Source organism: Cryobacterium sp. TMS1-13-1, assembly GCF_004403125.1.
Lineage (GTDB): Bacteria > Actinomycetota > Actinomycetes > Actinomycetales > Microbacteriaceae > Cryobacterium > Cryobacterium levicorallinum.
The window spans coordinates 45,257-61,173 of the sequence record NZ_SOGX01000004.1 but is presented as its reverse complement, the minus strand read 5'-3'; the positions used below and the strand labels follow the sequence as shown (position 1 = coordinate 61,173).

Below are 15,917 nucleotides of genomic sequence, written 5' to 3'. Positions count from 1 at the left end.
CGGCAAGTTCGGTCCCTATGCCCCGCGACCTGCCAACGTCGGCCCCATGAGCCGGGCCGACGGGGCTACTTCAGACTCTTCTGCAGCAAAATAGTGCCGAGCCAGCGCTCGAACTTGAAACCGACCTTGCCCATGCGGCCGATCTCCTCGAAACCGAAGTCGCGGTGCAGCTTGATCGAGGCATCCGCTCCCTGATCCGCGATCACGGCGATGATCTCCTTCAGGCCGGCCGCCTTCGACCGCTTGATCAGTTCGCCGAGCAGCTCGCGCCCGAGTCCCTTTCCGGTGGACGCGGCGCCGAGGTAGATCGAGTTTTCGACCGTGAACCGGTAGGCCTTCTTCTGTTTCCACGGGGCGACCAGGGCATAACCGAGAATCTGGCCGGCCGGTGAGACGGCAACGATGAACGGCATGCCCTGCTTGTTCAGGTAGTAGAACTTGTCGCGCCACTCGGGGAGCGTCATGGCATCTTCGTCAAAAGTGACGGTGCTGTTGGCGACGTAATAATTGTAAATTTCGCGAATGTGCGGCAGGTCGGTCGCCCGCACCTCACGCATCGTGTATTCGAACGGCGTCTCGACGGCGGTTTCCGGCCGCAGGTGGCGGGGCAACCGACGACGAGGCTCGTATTCTTCCTCAAGCACCGGGCACTCCCCTTTCTGGTTGATTCCAGATTACCGGAAGCTCCCAGTTCACCGATGCAGCCCCCTGCCCGGTCAACAGCCGGTTGGCGTTGCTGAATGGCTTCGAACCGAAAAAACCACGCCAGGCCGATAGTGGACTCGGGTGCACCGACTCGTGCACGGGCGTGTCGCCGAGCAGTGGCTTGAGCGCGCCGGCATCCTTTCCCCACAAAATCGCGACCAGCGGATGTCCCCGCCCGACCAGTGCGCGAATGGCCTGGTCGGTCACCGCTTCCCAGCCCTGGCGGCGGTGCGAACCGGCCACTCCCGCACCGACGCTGAGCACCCGGTTCAGCAGCAGCACGCCCTGATCGGTCCAGGCCGAGAGGTCGCCGTGCTCGGGTCGCGGCAGGCCGAGATCGGCTTCACATTCAGTGTAGATATTGCCGAGGCTGCGCGGAAGCGGGCGCACGTCGGCCTTGACGGCGAAGGCGAGGCCGATCGAATGGCCCGGAGTCGGATACGGATCCTGCCCGACGATGAGCACCCGCACGGCGTCGAACGGCTGGCGGAACGCGCGCAGCACGTGCTCCGCAGCGGGCAGCACGGCGCGGCCGGCGGCTCGTTCACGCGTCAGGAACTCGCCGATCCTGGCCAGGTCATCGGCCACGGGTGCGAGGGCGAGCGCCCAGCCCGGATCGATGTCGCCGCTTGCCGCGAGGGCGTCGAGGTTCACGATCTCACCCGGCCGACCGGGCGCGCCCGATCAACCGGGCAGGTACCTGATGGGGTGGCGACCGCCGTGAGCTGACTCGGTACGCGTGTTGCGGCATCCGTTGTGCAGGCTGTCATGCGCGGGTCAGGCGCCGATGGTGCTCACGAGCACGCCGCCGTCGGCCTGGCTGACGTTCCAGACGCTGCCGGCGCCGAGCACGCGAAGTGCGCCCTCGCCGACCACGAGCACGGTGTTCTCGTCGATGGCGAGGCCGCCGTCGATCAGGCCGGCCTCGGTCGCCGCGATCAACCGGGACAGGCTGCCGGACTGGGCGGCGTGCACGTCGACCGTGACGTCGAGCAGTCCGATGCCCTGGGCCTGGGTGATTTCGTCAAGGCCCTCGGAGACGTCTTCGGGCGTCACCTCGACGCCGCCGATGCGCCAGCCGCCGATCAGGGCTCGTTCGGCGGCGATCATGGCACCGGCCGAGAAGCCGAGGTAGGGCACGCCGGCCGATACCTGGCGGCGAATCTCGCCGGCGATTGGAAGCAGTGCGGCCAGGTAATCGGGGGTCACGCCGCCGCCGATGAGAATGCCGTCGACGGCGCCCAGAGCGGTGAGGTCGCCGGTATCGCCGGGCGCGAGCACGGTGCGGCGGGTCTGCACACTGTCGCCGAGCGAGGCAGCCAGTTCCTCGGCGTGGGCGCTGCCCGGGCCGACGGTGATGATCGCCACGATCGGTTCGTCACGGCCAGCCAGTGCGGCGTGAGCCACAACCTCGGACAGGAACGTTCCGAACACCTGGGCATTGTGGGCCGGGTCTCCTCCGCCGCCGACCAGGTGCACGCTCACGCGGTGACCTTCGTTTCGGTCGTGGCTGTGTCGTTGCTCGAAAGAGGCGCGTCAAGTGTCATTCGACAATGCTAACGAAAGACGCAAGCGCCGTGACCGCAGGCACAATAAAGCGGATGCCGCGCTGCCGACCGGCAGCACGGCATCCGCTCGTTGCGGTATATCCGGCGCGAAGAAGAAGCGCTACGGAACCTGGCGCTGGTCGAGCCCGTTGTAGGCCGACAGCGGGCGAATCAGTGCGTTGCTGGTCTTTTGCTCCATGATGTGCGCGGTCCACCCGGTGATGCGCGCCGCAACGAACAGCGGCGTGAAGGTGAGGGTGTCAAACCCCATCAGGTGGTAGGCCGGGCCCGAGGGGTAGTCGAGGTTGGGCAGGATCGCCTTGCGCGTCGTCATCGCCGTCTCGAGGGCTTCGTAGAGTTCGAGCAGCTCCGGCTTCTCGTAGTGCAGGGCCAGGGTGACGAGCGCCGCCCGCATGGTCGGTACGCGCGAGTCGCCGCTCTTGTAGACGCGGTGCCCGAAGCCCATGATCTTGCGCTTCTCGGCGAGCGCCTGCGCGAGCCAGGGCTCGGCCCGGGCGGCCGAGCCGGCGCCGAGGCCGATCTCGGTGAAGGTATGCATGACGGCTTCGTTCGCGCCGCCGTGCAATGCTCCCTTGAGCGCCCCGACCGCGCCGGTCACGGCCGAATAGAGGTCGGACAGGGTCGAGGTGATCACCCGCGCGGTGAACGTCGATGCGTTGAAGGAGTGCTCGGCGTAGAGAATCATCGACACGTCGAAAGCGTTGACGACGACGAGCTCAGGCACCTCCCCGAAGGCCATGTGCAAAAAGTTCGCCGAGTAGCCGAGGTCGTCGCGCGGCTCGACCAGGTCGAGCCCATGCCGACGCCGCTGGTCGTACGACACGATCGCGGGCAGCTGGGCGAACAGCCGAATCGACTTGGCCAGGTCGGATTCCGGCGACGGGTTCTCGGCTTCCGGATCGCTCGCTCCGATAACGCTCACCGCGGTGCGCACGACATCCATCGGGTGCGCGGTCAACGGCAGCTCGTCGATGATGCGCTTGACGACCGGGTTGAGGTGGCGCAGCGAACGCTCGAGGGCCTCGAAGTCCGCGAGCTGCTGGTCTGTGGGCAGTTCACCGTGCCAGAGCAGGTAGGCGACCTCCTCGAAGCTCTTCTTCGCCGCGAGTTCCTGCACCGGGTAGCCACGGTAGAGCAGCGAGTTGGTCTCCGGGTTGACCTTGGAGACCGCGGTCGTGTCGACGACCACGCCGGTCAGCCCCTTATAGACGTGTGGAGCGAGTGTTTCCGTGTCAGACATTGTGCTCCCCTTATACCTTGGACGAAATGTGCGGGTTCAGCGTGAAATCGAAGATACCCGAATCGAACTGGCTATACGACGCGTAGTCGAGCAACTCGTACAGGTCAGCCCGGTGCTGCATCTCGGGCAGCATCGTCGTGAGCGAGCCGGTCTGCTCGATCGCATCGAGTCCGCGAGCCGCCGACCCCATCGCGAGGCGCAGCAACGACACCGGAAAGATCACCAGGTTCATGCCCACGTTTTCGAGCTGCTGCACGGTGTACAGCTCGCCCTTGCCGAATTCGGTCATGTTCGCCAGGATCGGTACCGAGACGGCCGCCCGGATCGTCTCGAACTCGGCCAGGCTACCCATCGCCTCGGGGAAGATCGCGTCCGCTCCGGCATCCTGCAGTTGCTTAGCCCGAGTCACCGCGGCATCCAAACCGTCAACGGCACGGATGTCCGTGCGCGCCATCACAAGAAAGTTCGCATCCCGGCGGGCATCGACCGCCGCGCGGATGCGCTTGATCGCGGTGTCAGCATCCACGACCTGCTTGCCATCCAGGTGACCGCAGCGTTTCGGGTTGATCTGGTCCTCGATGTGCATTCCGGCCAGGCCGGCATCCTCGAGAGTCTGAATGGTGCGCGCCACGTTCATCGGCTCACCGAAGCCGGTGTCGGCATCGACGATGGCCGGCAGGTCGGTCATCCGGGCGATCTGCTGCGACCGGCCGGCCACCTCGGTGAGGGTGGTCAGGCCAATGTCGGGCAGGCCGAGGTCGGCCGAGAGCACGGCACCCGAAATGTAGACGCCCTCGAACCCCTTCTGCTGAATGAGTTTGGCCGAAAGCGGGTTGAACGCGCCCGGAAAGCGCAAAATCCTGCCGCTGGACAGGCCGGACCGCAGGGCAATGCGCTTGTCAGCGGCGGAGGTGCCGGCGTACAGCATTAGAAGATTCCGATCGGCGCGGTAATGGAGGAGAGCAATCCCGGCTTGGCCACGATGGTCAGGCCGCCGAGCTCAGCCGCGCCGAGCTCGGGCAGACGCTGGGCCAGAGCGAGAAAGCGCTCAATCTCTGACATCTCCATGACCGGCGCAGCGAGGGTGCGGAACTTGTTGATGTACTCCGCGCGGGCAAAGGGGCGAGCGCCAAGCGGATGAGCATCGGCGACGGCAATCTCGTCCACGATGCGGGTTCCATTGGCCAGTTCGATCTCGACGCGACCGCCGAAGGCCTTCTCGGCCGGGTCGAGGGAGTGGTAGCGACGCGTCCACTCCTTATCCTCGGTGGTTGTGACGGTCTGCCACAGGGCGATGGTGTCTGGGCGGCCGGCTCGCTCCGGGCTGTAGGAATCGACGTGGTTCCAGCTGCCGTCCTGCAGAGCGACCGTGAAGATATAGGGAATGGAGTGGTCGAGCGTCTCGCGGCTCGCGGTGGGGTCGTACTTCTGCGGGTCGTTGGCGCCGGAGCCGATCACGTAGTGCGTGTGGTGGCTGGTGTGGATGACAACGCTCGTGATAGCCCCGGCGACGAGCAGTTCGGGGTGTTCGTTGTGCAGCTTGCGAGCGAGGTCGATCCAGGCTTGAGCCTGGTATTCGGCCGAGTGCTCCTTGGTATAGCTGTCCAGAATGGCCCGCTTGATGCTGCCGGCTTTCGGCAGCGACACGTCGTAGGAGCCGTCCGGGCCGTCGAGCAGCCAGGCGATGACGCCGTCTTCGCCCTCATAGATGGGAGTCGGGCTGGTCTCGCCGCGCAGCGCACGGTCGACGGCTTCGACAGCCATCTTGCCAGCGAAAGCCGGGGCGTGCGCCTTCCAGCTGGAGATTTCGCCCTTGCGGGATTGGCGCGTCGCGGTCGTGGTGTGCAGCGCCTGACCGACGGCCTGAAAGATGGTTTCCTTGTCGAGGCCGAGCAGGGTGCCGATACCGGCGGCGACCGACGGGCCGAGGTGGGCAACGTGGTCGATCTTGTGCGCGTGCAGGCTGATCGATTTCACCAGGTCGATCTGAATCTCGTAGCCGGTGGCGATGCCGCGAATCAGGTCGCTGCCGGTCAGGCCGCGGGAGGCCGCGAGGTGCTGGGCGACCGCCGTGATCGGCGGGATGTTGTCGCCGGGGTGCGAGTACTCGGCGGCGAGGAACGTGTCGTGGTAGTCGAGTTCACGCACGGCCACACCGTTGGCCCAGGCCGCCCACTCCGGGGAAACCCGGCGGGCGGGGGCGAGGCCGAACACAGTCGCTCCGTCGCCGCCATTGGAACGCGGATGTGCGAGCGCCTGCGAGCGGGCGGCGATCACCGGGCGACGAGTCAGGCTGGCCGCCGCGACGGAGGCGTTGTCGATCACCCGGTTGATGACCATCTCGGTCACCTCTTCGGAGACGAGGGCCGGGTCGGCGGCGACCTCGGCGATTTTCCAGGCCAGCTGGTCCTCGCGGGCCAGATTCTCGTCGCTCTTGTGAACTCGAACGTGGTGAAGCTGCACGGTGGATCCCTTCGTTAGGTGACCAGGGTCGCTAATTGGCGACAGTGGCCGAGCCCTCATCGATCGCCGCGAGGACGCTCTGGAGGCTTTGATGAAGATGAATATGGGTGGCATGGGCCGCCAGCGACGGATCGCCGGCGATAATGGCGTCGAGAATCAGCAGATGCTCGGCCGCCGCGGCGTGGAGCCGCACTGTGTTTCTCCGAGCGAGCCGACGGATTCGGGCCAAGTGCGTGCGTACGGCGCGCAGGGCGCCGACAAGAAAGGGGTTGTCGACCGCGGCATCGATGGCATCTTCGAGTTCATCGATCAGCCCGTAGTATCGGTGCACTCCGACGTCGCCCTGTTCCAGCAGTTGCGGAGCGTTGACGAAACCCTCACGGAGCAGGGCGAACGGGGTGGGATCACGGCGAATCGCCGCCAGACGAATGGCCTGCACCTCGAGCGCCTGGCGCAGTTCGTAAAGTTCGGAAATACTGTCGACCGAGATGTCGGTGACTTCAAAGCCACGGCCTCGGCGACCGACGACGAGTCCGTCGGCAATCAATCGGGCCACCGCTTCCCGCAGCGGGGTGCGCGATATGCCAATACGCTCGGCCTGTTCGACTTCGAGCAGGGCAGCCCCTGGTGCGAGGAGTCCGTTCAGGATCTCCCCGCGCAGCTGACGGTACGCTCGCTCACTGGCGCGGAGCGGCACGTCTAACCCCAACATTGCGGTTTCTGTATACACAACTCAGATCATATTCCACAATGCTGGGTTGTATGCAATACTTCAACCACTCTTTGTATACAGAGGCACTTCGATGGAGAAGATAGACATGAACGGCGAATCAGGTGCGAGCTACCGGGATGCCTGGCGACGCAGCATTTCGTCGACGGAAGCCTTCTGGCTTGAGGCGGCTGAGGGCATCGACTGGATCACGCAGCCCCGTCTGGCGCTCGCTCCCGACGGCCCGGCGACCGGCAGCTGGTTTCCCGGCGGCACTCTCAATACCAGCTACAACGCACTCGACCGCCACGTGCTGGCCGGCCGCGGCGCCCACACCGCGCTGATCTATGACTCCGCCATGACCGGCACCCGGGTCAAGCTCAGCTACCTCGACCTGCTCGGCCGCGTCGCCAGGTTCGCCGGCGTGCTCCGCGCCAACGGCGTTGGCACCGGCGACCGCGTCGTCATCTACCTGCCGATGATTCCCGAAGCCGTTGTCGCCATGCTCGCCTGCGCCCGCATCGGCGCGGTGCACTCGGTCGTGTTCGGTGGTTTCGCCGCAACCGAACTGGCCGTGCGCATTGATGACGCCCGCCCGAGTGTCATCGTCACGGCATCCGGCGGCCTGGAGCCTGGCCGCGCGGTGGAATACCTGCCACTGGTCGACAAGGCCATCGCCCTGAGCCAGGGTTCGGTGCACACCGTGATCGTGCAGGGCCGGGACAGCATCCCCGGCTCAGCTGCTGACTACCAGAACCGTTCAGAAGCGGATGCCGTCTGGCTCGACTGGGCAGACGAAGAGGCCAAAGCCGCGCCGGCCGACCCGGTCGCCCTGCGCTCCGAAGACCCGCTGTACATCCTGTACACGTCCGGTACGACCGGTAAGCCCAAGGGCATCATCCGCGACAACGGCGGCCATGCCGTCGCCCTGAACTGGTCGATGCGCAACATTTACGATGTGGGACCGGGCGACGTCTACTGGGCCGCATCCGACGTCGGCTGGGTGGTCGGACACTCCTACATCGTCTACGCGCCGCTCCTGGCGGGCGCGACCACGGTCCTCTATGAGGGCAAGCCGATCGGCACCCCGGATGCCGGCGCCTTCTGGCGCGTCGTCGACGACTACAAGGTGAAGGTTCTGTTCACCGCGCCGACCGCCATTCGGGCCATCCGCCGGGTCGACCCCGACCTGCTCGAACTGAAGAACCACGACGTTTCGAGCCTGACCAGCCTGTTCCTGGCCGGCGAACGACTCGACCCCGAGACCTTCCACTGGGCCAACAATGGGCTGCACTGCCCGGTCGTCGACCACTGGTGGCAGACCGAGACCGGGTGGGCGATCTGCGCCAATCTGCTCGGCATTGAAGAATTGCCGACCAAGCCGGGTTCAGCCACCGTCCCGGTGCCCGGATACGACATTGCCATTCTGGATTCCAGGGGCAAGCCGATCGAGAAAGTCGGCAAGGACGGCAACATCGCCATTCGGCTCCCCCTGCCGCCCGGAACCCTGCTCGGGGTCTGGGGCAGCGAGGAACGGTTTGCGAGTTCTTACCTGACCGCCTTCCCCGGCTACTACGCCACCGGCGACTCCGGCCATTTCGACGCCGACGGCTACCTGTTCGTGATGGGCCGCACCGACGATGTGATCAACGTGGCCGGCCACCGGCTCTCCACCGGGTCGCTCGAAGAGGTACTCACCCTGCACCCGGCCGTCGCCGAGTGCGCGGTGCTTGGCGTGCACGACGCTCTCAAGGGCCAGCGCGCCGCTGGTTTCGTGACCCTCAAAGTAGGGACTAGTGTCGACCACGACGTTCTGGCCGCCGAACTCGTCGCGCTCGTCCGGGAGCATGTCGGCCCGGTTGCAGCGTTTCGCGACGTCACCATACTCGACCGACTGCCCAAAACGCGGTCGGGCAAGATTCTTCGCAAAACCATTCGACAGATCGTCGACGGTGAAGAATATTCCGTTCCCCCCACTATCGAAGACCCCACCGTTCTCGACGATCTCAAACGAGTGCTGACAGCATCCGTTTTGTAGACCACCGGTCGAGACCACGCTCCGCCCCCACCGCGCACCCACACTTTTTCCGCAAAACCCGTATTTTTCGTTCCCGAGGCAAGGAGGCCCCATGAGTGAAGCAGTGAAAGACGCCCCACCGAAGTCCATCATCGATTACGAGGCTTTTGAGAAGACTCCCCGTTTTCTCGAGTTGAAGCGTACCCGCAACAGGTTCGTCGTACCCATGGCAATCTTCTTCTTTGTCTGGTACGTCGCCTACGTGCTCGCTGCCGCATATCTGCACGAGTTCATGGCAACACCGGTTTTTGGCCGCATCAACATTGGGCTGCTCCTCGGCCTCGGCCAGTTCGTCACGACGTTCGCCATAACGATGACCTACGTGACCTTCGCGAACCGCAAGATCGACCCCCGCACCGAAGAACTTCGCCTTGAGCTCGAGCGGATGGAACAGCGATGAACGCACTGCATTTTCTAGCCACGGCGGTCAAACCGGTTGAAAACAACCCGGTCCTGAACATCTCCATCTTCCTCGCCTTTGTTGCGATCACGCTCGTGATTGTCATCCGCTCCGGCCGCAACAACAAGTCCGCCGCGGATTACTACACCGGCGGCCGCTCATTCACCGGACCACAGAACGGGTTCGCCATCGCCGGCGACTACCTCTCCGCGGCATCGTTTCTCGGCATCGTCGGTGCGATCGCGATCAGCGGCTACGACGGGTTCATGTATTCGATCGGGTTCCTGGTGGCCTGGCTCGTGGCCTTGCTGCTCGTTGCCGAACTCATGCGCAACACCGGCAAGTTCACGATGGCCGATGTGCTCTCCTTCCGGTTGAAGCAGGGTCCAGTGCGCGTGGCAGCAGCAACGACCACACTGGCCGTCTGCTTCTTCTACCTGCTCGCCCAGATGGCCGGAGCCGGCGGACTCGTGTCGCTGCTCCTCGGCATCAACGACAAGCTCGGCCAGTCCATCGTGGTCACCGTCGTCGGTGCGCTGATGATCGTCTACGTACTCGTGGGCGGCATGAAGGGCACCACCTGGGTGCAGATCGTCAAGGCGTTCCTGCTCATCATCGGCGCACTCGCCATGTCGATCTGGGTTCTCGCGCTGAACGGTTTCAACCTGTCGGCACTGCTCGACAGCGCTGTTGCCGTTTCGACCTCCGTTCCCGCCGATGCGATCCTGGCTCCGGGCCTGAAGTACGGCACCAACCCGCTCGACTTCATCTCGCTCGCCCTCGCCCTGGTTCTGGGTACCGCCGGCCTGCCGCACGTGCTCATGCGTTTCTACACGGTTCCGACCGCCAAGGAAGCTCGTCGCTCTGTGGTCTGGGCGATTTGGCTCATCGGCGCGTTCTACATCTTCACCCTGGTGCTCGGCTTCGGTGCCGCATCGCTCGTCGGTGCTGACACCGTGCTCGCCGCTCCCGGTGGAGTGAACTCGGCAGCCCCGCTGCTCGCGCTCGCTCTTGGTGGTCCGCTGTTGCTCGGCTTCATCTCGGCAATCGCCTTCGCGACGATTCTGGCCGTCGTGGCTGGCATCACCATCACGGCAGCGACGAGTTTCGCGCACGACATTTACGGTTCCGTCATCAAGAAGGGTAAGGGAAACCCCGACGACGAGGTCAAGGTCGCTCGTCGTACCGTTATCGTGATCGGAATCCTCGCCATCGCCGGTGGTATCGGTGTGCAGGGGCAAAACATTGCCTTCCTCGTTGCCCTCGCCTTCGCCGTCGCGGCGAGCGCCAACCTCCCGACCATTCTCTACTCCCTGTTCTGGCGTGGTTTCACCACCCGGGGCGCGGTCTGGAGCATGTACGGCGGATTGGCGTCAGCCGTGCTCCTGATCATCTTCTCGCCGGTGTTCTCGGGCACGGAGACCTCCATGTTCGGCGCCGACGTGAACTTCGCGATCTTCCCGCTGAGCAACCCCGGCATCATCTCGATCCCGCTCGGATTCTTCCTGGGCTGGCTCGGATCGGTCACCAGCACCGTCAAGGAAAGCCCGAAGCTCGCCGCCGAAATGTCGGTACGTTCGCTCACCGGGCACGGCGCCGAAAAGGCCGTCGAGCACTAACCGCACGCAGTACACAAACGGGCCGGCCAGGATTCACATCCTGTCCGGCCCGTTTCTGTGCCCCTGCTGCTGCAGGCATCCGCTCGCCGGGGTACGGTGATCGCCGACCTCGGCCAGCGGATGCGCGCGAGCTGCCCCGCAGACACCCTCATGTCGGCAGTATGCCCACTCCAGTTCAAAATGTGGCTAAATACGGTGGCAGGATGGCTCAGTTTCGAGGGCAGCTCCGGGTCAGTTGTCACCCCTTCGCGGCGCGCGGGAGTTGCGCCGCTGTGCGGGAGGCCCAACTCCCGCGCGCTGGCGCAGGTCCCGCGCGGCGAGCTACGTGGGAGTTGTGGCCAGGCCACAAGTCCCGCGCACTGGCGGAACACCCGCGTAACGAGGCCGGCCAGCACCGCCCCCGCTCCCAAACTCCCGCGCACCGGCGCAGGTCCCGCGAATTGGCGCAACCCCCGCGCGGCCGGAACGTGGTTAGGGCTCGCGCACCGTCAGCGGACCGCGGGCGATGCGGGTCGGGGCCGCCTGGGCGACCGGCTTGATCACGATCAGGTCGAGGTTCACGTGTGCCGGGCGCTCAACGCTCGACACGATGGTCTCCGCGATGTCCTCCGCCGACAGCGGATCTGGCACGTTGTCGTAGGCCGCGAACGCCTTGTCGGCGTCACCGTTGAAACGAACCAGACCGAACTCATCCGTTTTGACCATGCCCGGCGCAATCTCGATCACCCGAATCGGCTCACCGGAGAGCTCGAGGCGCAGCACCTCGGTCATGGCGTGGGCAGCGAACTTGGCCGCGTTGTAGCCGCCGCCGCCGAGATAGGCCACGTGCCCGGCGATCGAGGTGATGGTGACGATGTCGGCCGACCCGGCCCCAGAGCCGATGCCGGAGCGCAGCAGCGGCAGAATCGCCGTGGTGACCCGCTTGACGGCGAGCACGTTGATCTCGAACATCCAGGCCCAGTCCTCGATGCTCCCGGCCTCCACCGTGTCGAGGCCCTTGGCGCCGCCGGCATTGTTGACGAGCGCGTGCACCGGGCCGCTGGCGACGAGGTAGTCGCGCAGGGCGTCGACATCCGCTTGCAGCGTCAGGTCAGCGGTGAAGACATCCGCTCCCGTGTCCGCTCGCAGCGTAGCAAGGCGGTCGGCCCGCCGCGCGACCCCGACCACATCCCAGCCTCGCAGCCGGAACAGGCGAACGGTCGCCGCTCCGATTCCCGAACTTGCTCCGGTCACAACCACTCTTCGAGTACTCATTTCTCCATTGTGGCGGGAGAATGGATTCAATGAGCGCACTTGGCACCGCCACCACTCGACCGCAGAAGCGTCGCCTACCCCTCTGGGACAACGCGCGCTGGATCGCGGTCACCCTCGTGGTGATCGGCCACGCCATTCTCAAACTCATCGGCGAAGCGGATGCCGCCTATACGCTGTACCTGTTCATCTACGCATTCCACGTGCCGGTTTTCGTTGCCGTGAGCGGCTATTTTGCCAAGTCGGGGCCGCCCGACGCGCGACAGATGCAGCGGCTGCTCACCGACATCGTTTTTCCGTACCTCATCTTCGAAACCATCTGGACCGGGCTGCGCTGGATCCTCGGCGGCAAATTTCTGCTGGATTACTCCAGTGCCAGCTGGACCCTGTGGTTTCTGCTCGCCCTGCTGATCTGGCGGATCGCATTGCCCTACCTGGTCTTGCTGCGCTATCCCCTCACCATCAGCATTGTGATCTCCATCGGCGCCGGCTACATCTCGTCGATCGATGGCACCTTCACCCTCGCCCGCACCCTCGGGCTGCTCCCGTTCTTCGTATTCGGCTGGAAACTACGGCAGTGGCTGCTGACCGACACCTGGCTCGAACTGCGCGCGGAGCTGGTCTGGCGCTGGCGGGCCGGGGCGCTCGGGCTGTTTGGCGGGCTATACCTGCTGATCGCCCTCAATATCGAGACCCTGCGCGAGCTGCAGGTGCGCCGTTTTCTGCTCTATGACGAGTCGTACGCGACGTTTGATTACTCCTCATGGTGGGCCGGCGGCATCCGTTTGGCCGTCATGCTGCTCGCCTTCGCGCTGATCGTGGCGTTCCTGATGCTGATCCCCCGGCGCACGACCTGGTTCAGTGAGCTCGGAGCGGCCACGATGTATATCTATCTGCTGCACACCTTTCTGCTCTACCCGCTGCGTGAAACCGGTGTACTCGACGGGCCGCAACCGGGCTGGGTGTTTCCGGCGATGATCGTGCTGAGCGTGGCCATCTCGATCGTGCTCTCGCTGCCGATCGTGCGGAGGGTGACGCGGCCCCTGGTCGAGCCGAGAGCCCGGTGGCTGTTTCGCCCGGGCGCTGCGACACCGACCGGCACGATTGTGCTGCCGCATCGCGACCGAAAGTAGCCTCGGGCAGAAGATGACGCCGTGTTGCGGGATCCGTTGCAGGGTTCACACCGGCTCCATATGCTCGTGGCCAGAGCGCCGGAAAGTCCGCGCCGAGTGATCCGGAGGCTATCGTGACCGACAATTCTTCATCGTGGAAGTTTGAGACCAAGCAGGTTCACACCGGAGCACACCCGGACCCGACCACCAACGCTCGGGCGACGCCGATCTACCAGACCACCTCGTATGTCTTCAACAGCGCAGAGCACGCCCAGAACCTGTTTGCGCTGGCCGAATTCGGCAACATCTACACCCGCATCCAGAACCCCACCCAGGCCGTCGTCGAGGAGCGCGTGGCCGCACTCGAGGGGGGCACCGCGGCGCTGCTGCTGTCCAGCGGACAGTCGGCGTCCACTTTTGCGGTGTTGAACATCGCCCAGGCCGGCGACCACATTGTCTCGTCGAGCTCGATCTATGGCGGCACCTACAACCTGTTCAAGTACACCCTGGCCAAGCTCGGCATCGAAACGACCTTCGTCGAGGACCAGGATGACGCGGCCGAGTGGGCCCGTGCGGTGCGCCCGAACACCAAGCTGTTCTTCGCCGAAACCATCGGCAACCCGCGCATCAACGTGCTCGACATCACGCTGGTCGCGGATATCGCCCACGCTGCGGGAATTCCGCTGATCGTCGATAACACGATCGCGACGCCGTACCTGATTCGCCCGTTCGAGCACGGCGCTGACATCATCGTGCACTCGGCCACGAAATTCCTCGGCGGCCACGGCGCCGTCATCGGCGGGGTTCTCGTCGACGGTGGCAAGTTCGAGTGGTCGAAGAACGTGGAGAAGTTCCCCGGACTGACCGAACCCGACCCCTCGTACCACGGCGCGAGCTACACCACCGCGGTCGGTGACGGAATCGCCTACGTCATCAAGGCTCGCGTGCAGCTGCTGCGTGACCTCGGAAGCGCCATCGCCCCGGCGAGCGCCTGGCAGCTCATCCAAGGCATCGAGACGCTCAGCCTGCGCATCGAACGCCACGTGCAGAATGCCCAGGACATCGCCGAGTGGCTCGACAACCACGACGACATCGCCTCGGTGAACTACGCCGGCCTGCCCTCGAGCCCCTGGTACGCCAATGCCAACAAGTACGCCCCGCTCGGCGTCGGAGCGGTGCTCTCCTTCGAACTCAAGGGCGGAGTCGCCGCCGGCCGCGCCCTCGTCGACAATCTGAGCCTGTTCAGCCACCTCGCCAACATCGGCGACGTGCGTTCCCTGGTCATTCACCCGGCCTCGACCACGCACGCCCAGCTCACCCCGGAGCAGCAGCTCACCGCCGGCGTCACCCCGGGCCTGGTGCGGCTCTCGGTCGGAATCGAAAACGTGGTCGACCTGAAAGCCGACCTCGAGGCTGGCCTCGCCGCGGCCCGCGCCATCGTCAAGCGCGACCGCGCCGACGCCTAACCGGGTCGCTGGGCCCGGGCGCACAACGTAACATGCGCCCGGGCCGTCCATTCGACCGACAGAATGGACGGGTATGGAATGGCAATCATCAGCAGACACGGTCCCGTCGAGCTTCATCACCGAAGCCCAGGCGCGCTCGGTCCTCGGCAAGCCTCCGGCGACCGGTGCCTGGCGTGACGGTGACCCGGTGGGAAACCGGCAATTCGCCAATCTCGGCCCGCTGAGCTTTGAGGCCGGCGGCAGCCTCCCCATGGTGCGCCTCGCCTACGAGACCTGGGGCACCCTCAACCCGGCCGGAGACAATGCCGTGCTCGTGCTGCACGCGCTCACCGGCGACAGCCACCTGGCCGGCGCCCCCGGCCTCGGCCAGGAGACCGGTGGCTGGTGGGACGGCATCGTCGGACCGGGCCTCGCCATCGACACCGACCGGTGGTTCGTCGTGGCGCCGAACATGCTCGGCGGCTGCCAGGGCAGTACCGGGCCGGCGTCGCTGGCTCCGGACGGTCTGGAGTGGGGCATCCGTTTTCCCTATCTCACGATTCGCGACCAGGTCAGCGCCCAGCGCGTTTTCAGCGACCGGCTCGGTATCGGCCGCTGGGCGGCCGTCATCGGCGGGTCAATGGGCGGCATGCACGCCTTGGAATGGGCGATCATCACCCCCGAGCGGGTCGAGCGCCTGATCATTTTGGCCGCGCCGCCAATCACCACGGCCGATCAGATCGCCGTCAACTCGGTTCAGATCGAGGCGATTCGCACCGACCCGGCCTTTCGGGCCGGCGATTATTACGATGAAGCAGATGGTGACGGACCGACGCGCGGGCTGGCCCTCGCCCGCCGCATGGCCCTGTTGAACTACCGCAGCCCAGCCGAACTCAACGCACGCTTCGACCGTGGCTGGCAGAGCGATATCAGTCCGCTCGGCGCCAACGGTCGCTTCGCCGTGGAATCGTATCTTGACTTTCACGGGAATAAATTCACCAGGCGCTTCGACGCCAACAGCTACATCGTGTTGGTCGAAGCCATGAATTCCCACGATGTCGGGCGCGGCCGCGGCGGCGTGGCGACCGCCCTCGGCCGGGTCACCGCCCGGTCCGTTGTCGTCGGTATCGACAGTGACCGACTGTTCCCGGTCGACGGCCAGCGCACCATCGCCGCCCACCTGCCGAACAATATCGATGGCCCCACCGCTGTCGTGCTGGAATCCGGGTATGGTCACGATGGCTTCCTCATCGAGAACGAAGCGATCGGCGCCCAAATACGGCGGGTGTTGGACTAGGGAGCACTCTCCGGCGTCCCGCCCGGTATGG

General features: G+C 65.2%; 15 protein-coding genes. 7 read left to right on the top strand and 8 right to left on the bottom strand.

The annotated features are described in order from the left end of the window. Positions 1-65: 65 nt before the first annotated feature. From E3T31_RS02085 to E3T31_RS02075, 3 genes are all read right to left on the bottom strand, one after another. The gene (locus E3T31_RS02085; RefSeq protein ID WP_170851577.1) at positions 66-644 is read right to left on the bottom strand and encodes a GNAT family N-acetyltransferase; all 579 of its coding nucleotides are present in this window, start codon (positions 642-644) and stop codon (positions 66-68) included. Then, complete coding sequence (locus E3T31_RS02080; RefSeq protein ID WP_241977509.1) at positions 637-1,359, bottom strand: uracil-DNA glycosylase; 723 nt, start codon at positions 1,357-1,359, stop codon at positions 637-639. Before E3T31_RS02080 ends, E3T31_RS02085 begins: the two co-directional genes overlap by 8 nt. Positions 1,360-1,482: 123 nt before the next feature. Then, positions 1,483-2,190: a Type 1 glutamine amidotransferase-like domain-containing protein gene (locus E3T31_RS02075; protein ID WP_134467264.1), complete on the bottom strand. Its 708-nt coding sequence runs from the start codon at positions 2,188-2,190 to the stop codon at positions 1,483-1,485. Positions 2,191-2,245: 55 nt separating this feature from the next. Between E3T31_RS02075 and E3T31_RS17620 the strand changes: the two genes are divergently transcribed. Next, entirely contained in the window at positions 2,246-2,407 is a 162-nt protein-coding gene (locus E3T31_RS17620; protein ID WP_166788360.1) for a hypothetical protein, read from the top strand. On the opposite strand, the gene E3T31_RS02070 is transcribed toward E3T31_RS17620, so the two are convergent. Genes E3T31_RS02070 through E3T31_RS02055 form a run of 4 tightly spaced genes read right to left on the bottom strand, consistent with a single transcriptional unit; the run spans position 2,374 to position 6,706 of the window. Beyond that, the gene (locus E3T31_RS02070; protein ID WP_134441732.1) at positions 2,374-3,513 is read right to left on the bottom strand and encodes a bifunctional 2-methylcitrate synthase/citrate synthase; all 1,140 of its coding nucleotides are present in this window, start codon (positions 3,511-3,513) and stop codon (positions 2,374-2,376) included. The genes E3T31_RS17620 and E3T31_RS02070 overlap by 34 nt on opposite strands. A gap of 10 nt (positions 3,514-3,523) precedes the next feature. Further along, positions 3,524-4,441: a methylisocitrate lyase gene (gene prpB / locus E3T31_RS02065; protein ID WP_134467263.1), complete on the bottom strand. Its 918-nt coding sequence runs from the start codon at positions 4,439-4,441 to the stop codon at positions 3,524-3,526. Next, complete coding sequence (locus tag E3T31_RS02060; RefSeq protein WP_241977508.1) at positions 4,441-5,976, bottom strand: MmgE/PrpD family protein; 1,536 nt, start codon at positions 5,974-5,976, stop codon at positions 4,441-4,443. The genes prpB and E3T31_RS02060 overlap by 1 nt, the downstream gene beginning before the upstream one ends. 31 nt (positions 5,977-6,007) lie before the next feature. Continuing rightward, complete coding sequence (locus E3T31_RS02055) at positions 6,008-6,706, bottom strand: GntR family transcriptional regulator (protein ID WP_370304193.1); 699 nt, start codon at positions 6,704-6,706, stop codon at positions 6,008-6,010. A gap of 88 nt (positions 6,707-6,794) precedes the next feature. Here E3T31_RS02055 and E3T31_RS02050 point away from each other — a divergent pair, with 88 nt between their 5' ends. The 3 genes from E3T31_RS02050 to E3T31_RS02040 all read left to right on the top strand — a co-directional run bounded on the left by E3T31_RS02050 (position 6,795) and on the right by E3T31_RS02040 (position 10,781). Then, entirely contained in the window at positions 6,795-8,723 is a 1,929-nt protein-coding gene (locus E3T31_RS02050) for an AMP-binding protein (RefSeq protein WP_134467261.1), read from the top strand. Positions 8,724-8,814: 91 nt separating this feature from the next. Next, positions 8,815-9,162: a DUF485 domain-containing protein gene (locus tag E3T31_RS02045; protein ID WP_134467260.1), complete on the top strand. Its 348-nt coding sequence runs from the start codon at positions 8,815-8,817 to the stop codon at positions 9,160-9,162. Next, a complete protein-coding gene (locus tag E3T31_RS02040) occupies positions 9,159-10,781 on the top strand; it encodes a cation acetate symporter (protein WP_134467259.1) in 1,623 nt (540 codons plus the stop codon). The genes E3T31_RS02045 and E3T31_RS02040 overlap by 4 nt, the downstream gene beginning before the upstream one ends. A gap of 471 nt (positions 10,782-11,252) precedes the next feature. Here E3T31_RS02040 and E3T31_RS02035 read toward each other — a convergent pair whose 3' ends face one another. Beyond that, on the bottom strand, positions 11,253-12,035 hold the full coding sequence (locus tag E3T31_RS02035) for an SDR family oxidoreductase (RefSeq protein ID WP_174844836.1): 783 nt from the start codon (positions 12,033-12,035) through the stop codon (positions 11,253-11,255). Between the two features lie 29 nt (positions 12,036-12,064). Here E3T31_RS02035 and E3T31_RS02030 point away from each other — a divergent pair, with 29 nt between their 5' ends. The 3 genes from E3T31_RS02030 to E3T31_RS02020 all read left to right on the top strand — a co-directional run bounded on the left by E3T31_RS02030 (position 12,065) and on the right by E3T31_RS02020 (position 15,886). Further along, on the top strand, positions 12,065-13,165 hold the full coding sequence (locus E3T31_RS02030; RefSeq protein ID WP_134467258.1) for an acyltransferase family protein: 1,101 nt from the start codon (positions 12,065-12,067) through the stop codon (positions 13,163-13,165). Between the two features lie 113 nt (positions 13,166-13,278). Next, entirely contained in the window at positions 13,279-14,610 is a 1,332-nt protein-coding gene (locus E3T31_RS02025; RefSeq protein WP_134467257.1) for a bifunctional o-acetylhomoserine/o-acetylserine sulfhydrylase, read from the top strand. Between the two features lie 73 nt (positions 14,611-14,683). Next, positions 14,684-15,886, top strand: coding sequence for a homoserine O-acetyltransferase (locus tag E3T31_RS02020; RefSeq protein WP_134467256.1), 1,203 nt, complete (start codon positions 14,684-14,686; stop codon positions 15,884-15,886). The last annotated feature ends 31 nt before the right edge of the window (positions 15,887-15,917 follow it).

What these genes read in the sequence shown, in the direction of transcription:
- E3T31_RS02020 (WP_134467256.1), top strand. Translation starts at nt 14,684, where the DNA reads ATGGAATGGCAATCATCAGCAGACACGGTCCCGTCGAGCTTCATCACC.
- E3T31_RS02040 (WP_134467259.1), top strand. Translation starts at nt 9,159, where the DNA reads ATGAACGCACTGCATTTTCTAGCCACGGCGGTCAAACCGGTTGAAAAC.
- E3T31_RS02030 (WP_134467258.1), top strand. Translation starts at nt 12,065, where the DNA reads ATGAGCGCACTTGGCACCGCCACCACTCGACCGCAGAAGCGTCGCCTA.
- E3T31_RS02035 (WP_174844836.1), bottom strand. Translation starts at nt 12,035, where the DNA reads ATGAGTACTCGAAGAGTGGTTGTGACCGGAGCAAGTTCGGGAATCGGA.
- E3T31_RS02045 (WP_134467260.1), top strand. Translation starts at nt 8,815, where the DNA reads ATGAGTGAAGCAGTGAAAGACGCCCCACCGAAGTCCATCATCGATTAC.
- prpB (WP_134467263.1), bottom strand. Translation starts at nt 4,441, where the DNA reads ATGCTGTACGCCGGCACCTCCGCCGCTGACAAGCGCATTGCCCTGCGG.
- E3T31_RS02070 (WP_134441732.1), bottom strand. Translation starts at nt 3,513, where the DNA reads ATGTCTGACACGGAAACACTCGCTCCACACGTCTATAAGGGGCTGACC.
- E3T31_RS02050 (WP_134467261.1), top strand. Translation starts at nt 6,795, where the DNA reads ATGAACGGCGAATCAGGTGCGAGCTACCGGGATGCCTGGCGACGCAGC.